The organism is Porcincola sp. LCP21S3_C12 (genome assembly GCF_052118625.1).
In the GTDB taxonomy this organism is placed as follows: domain Bacteria; phylum Bacillota; class Clostridia; order Lachnospirales; family Lachnospiraceae; genus Porcincola.
Map to the genome: position 1 here is coordinate 1 of NZ_JBQKGW010000048.1, position 2,375 is coordinate 2,375.

The following is a 2,375-nucleotide window of genomic DNA, read 5'->3' on the forward strand; positions in this document are numbered from 1 at the left end:
CTAATTATATGCATCTCAGAACGGAATTGCATCTGAAATATTAAAAAAAGAAAGCTTTTTAAGTTGCAGTAGAATTTACTTCTGCACTGGAATTTACTTTTTCAATTCACGTTTTTTTATTTTTTTATTTTTCGGTTTTGGGGATTGTAAAACTAATACAATTAACAGAAGAGGCTGCTCTTAGTTCGGGGAACAGCCTCTGTTCTTCCGAAAAACAGCTACTGTTCCCTAATTTTACTATAAAACTTATAATCAGTTATACTCTTGCCACGCCAGACTCTCTGGCAGCCTGTGCAACCGCACGCGCAACAGCATCTTTCACGCGAGGATCAAATGCATGCGGAAGGATATAATCGGCATTCAGTTCGTCATCAGAAACGCAGCCTGCAATAGCTTTTGCAGCTGCAATCTTCATCTCTTCATTGATTCGAGTTGCTCTTACATCAAGCGCCCCACGGAATATTCCTGGAAACGCGAGAACATTGTTTACCTGGTTTGGAAAATCCGATCTTCCGGTTGAAACAACAGCAGCTCCTCCAGCCTTCGCCTCATCAGGCATGATCTCCGGAACAGGGTTTGCACACGCAAAGATGATTGGATCCTTGGCCATGCTTTTAACCATTTCTTTTGTAAGTGTCCCTGGCGCCGACACACCGATAAATACATCGGCACCCTTGATCACATCCGCAAGGGAACCTGCCACGCGGTCCCTGTTGGTGATTTTTGCCATTTCCTTCTTGATTGGATTCAGGCCTTCCCGCCCCTCATAGATTGCTCCCTTCCGGTCTGTCATGATCACGTTTTTCAGACCCATTTCAATCAGAAGACGAATAATGGCAATTCCTGCAGCGCCGGCTCCACTTGTGACAATTCGAACATCCTCGATTTTCTTTCCGACAAGCTTCAGCGCATTCATCATACCAGCGAGTGTGATAACCGCTGTCCCATGCTGATCATCATGAAATACGGGAATATCGCAGACAGCCTGAAGACGCTGCTCAATCTCAAAGCATCTGGGAGCACTGATATCTTCCAGATTAATACCGCCAAAGGAGCCGGCAAGGAGGCTGACTGTCTTAACAATATCATCCGGATCCTTGCTTCTGACACACAGCGGGATGGCATCAACGTCCCCAAAAGCTTTGAACAGAACACACTTTCCCTCCATAACAGGCATTCCCGCTTCCGGACCGATATCCCCAAGTCCCAGAACAGCTGTTCCATCTGTTACAACGGCGACAGTATTCCATCTTCTGGTCAGATTGAAGCTTTCCTCAGGATGCTTTTGAATTTCCAGGCACGGTGCCGCAACGCCAGGTGTATATGCAAGTGAAAGAGCCTCACTCGAGTCAACTTTAGCCCTTGGTGTAACCTCTATCTTCCCTCTCCACTCTCTGTGAAGTCTAAGTGATTCAGCAGCATAATCCATATGGTACCTCCATTCACATATTATTGATCTCTATATGCTGAGTTTTATTCGAGCAACGTCATTATAAATCGAGTACAATTAATTGTCTACTATGATAATTTCGTGTCAATCTTTCAGGATTGTTAATATCTTGCAAACATTTTTACAAAACATTTTTCTTTTTTGCTCGCTTTCTGCTTCAGAAAATCCTGGTTTGCTGAGAGCACCTCCTCGTAATTCTCGTTTCCCGCATATCGCTTAACCAGTCCTTTGATGGCACTGTCGAGCTGACTAGCTCCTGCACCTTATTCATTCCATATGCAAACTTCTCATCGTAATCCATTGCTGGCACTACACCAATCTTTGCTGTCATCCCCGGACTCCTTTGCAATTAAAAATGCGTCTGCTTTTCAGCAGGCGCATCAGTGTCTTACCATATTTATTTCATGGACGCGGATATCTGTACTGTTCTCTTCATCTTTCGCCGTTCTTCCGGCGTTGCTTTCTTGTACCAACTCCTGATGCGTTTTGCGCCGCCGAGCGGACACCGGTGCGTTTGCCAGCGGACATGCGGCGGCGGCAACGAAGACAGCAACATCCATGCGGACTATTTCGATCCAGCCCGAGCTGGCAGCCGTCTGCCGGAAAATCTCAGCAGACAAGAAACGGCGATCCCTGATGTATGGGTTCCGTACATATCACTTTTTCTGTGATGATGATGGCAGGCGCGTCAGCTATGACGCGTATCGTATCTATCTCGAACGTCACACGAAGAACCTTCTTGGGCGTCAGCTGTCCCCGCACGCGCTCCGGCATACCCATGTGGCCATGCTTGCCAAATCCGGTGTTCCACTTGTGAAGAATCCGGAGCCCGTTGAGCACCCTGTCCGGTGCAACTGAGCCACCATTCCGTTATTAACTGAGCCACCATTCCGGCGATAACTGAGCCACTTTTGTTTGAGACTCC

3 protein-coding genes are annotated in these 2,375 nt (G+C 46.8%); 1 reads left to right on the top strand and 2 read right to left on the bottom strand.

The genetic code is table 11. The features are described from left to right. Positions 1-256: 256 nt before the first annotated feature. Positions 257-1,429, bottom strand: a complete 1,173-nt coding sequence (locus ACTQ1N_RS12480) for an NAD(P)-dependent malic enzyme (RefSeq protein WP_441956980.1) — start codon at positions 1,427-1,429, stop codon at positions 257-259. A 178-nt stretch (positions 1,430-1,607) separates the two neighbouring features. After that, entirely contained in the window at positions 1,608-1,781 is a 174-nt protein-coding gene (locus ACTQ1N_RS12485; protein ID WP_441956981.1) for a hypothetical protein, read from the bottom strand. Between the two features lie 155 nt (positions 1,782-1,936). On the opposite strand from ACTQ1N_RS12485, the gene ACTQ1N_RS12490 reads away from it, so the two are divergent. Then, on the top strand, positions 1,937-2,308 hold the full coding sequence (locus tag ACTQ1N_RS12490; protein WP_441956982.1) for a hypothetical protein: 372 nt from the start codon (positions 1,937-1,939) through the stop codon (positions 2,306-2,308). Positions 2,309-2,375 lie beyond the last annotated feature (67 nt).

Coding starts and splice junctions, on each gene's coding strand:
- ACTQ1N_RS12485 (WP_441956981.1), bottom strand. CDS start 1,781: ATGACAGCAAAGATTGGTGTAGTGCCAGCAATGGATTACGATGAGAAG.
- ACTQ1N_RS12480 (WP_441956980.1), bottom strand. CDS start 1,429: ATGGATTATGCTGCTGAATCACTTAGACTTCACAGAGAGTGGAGAGGG.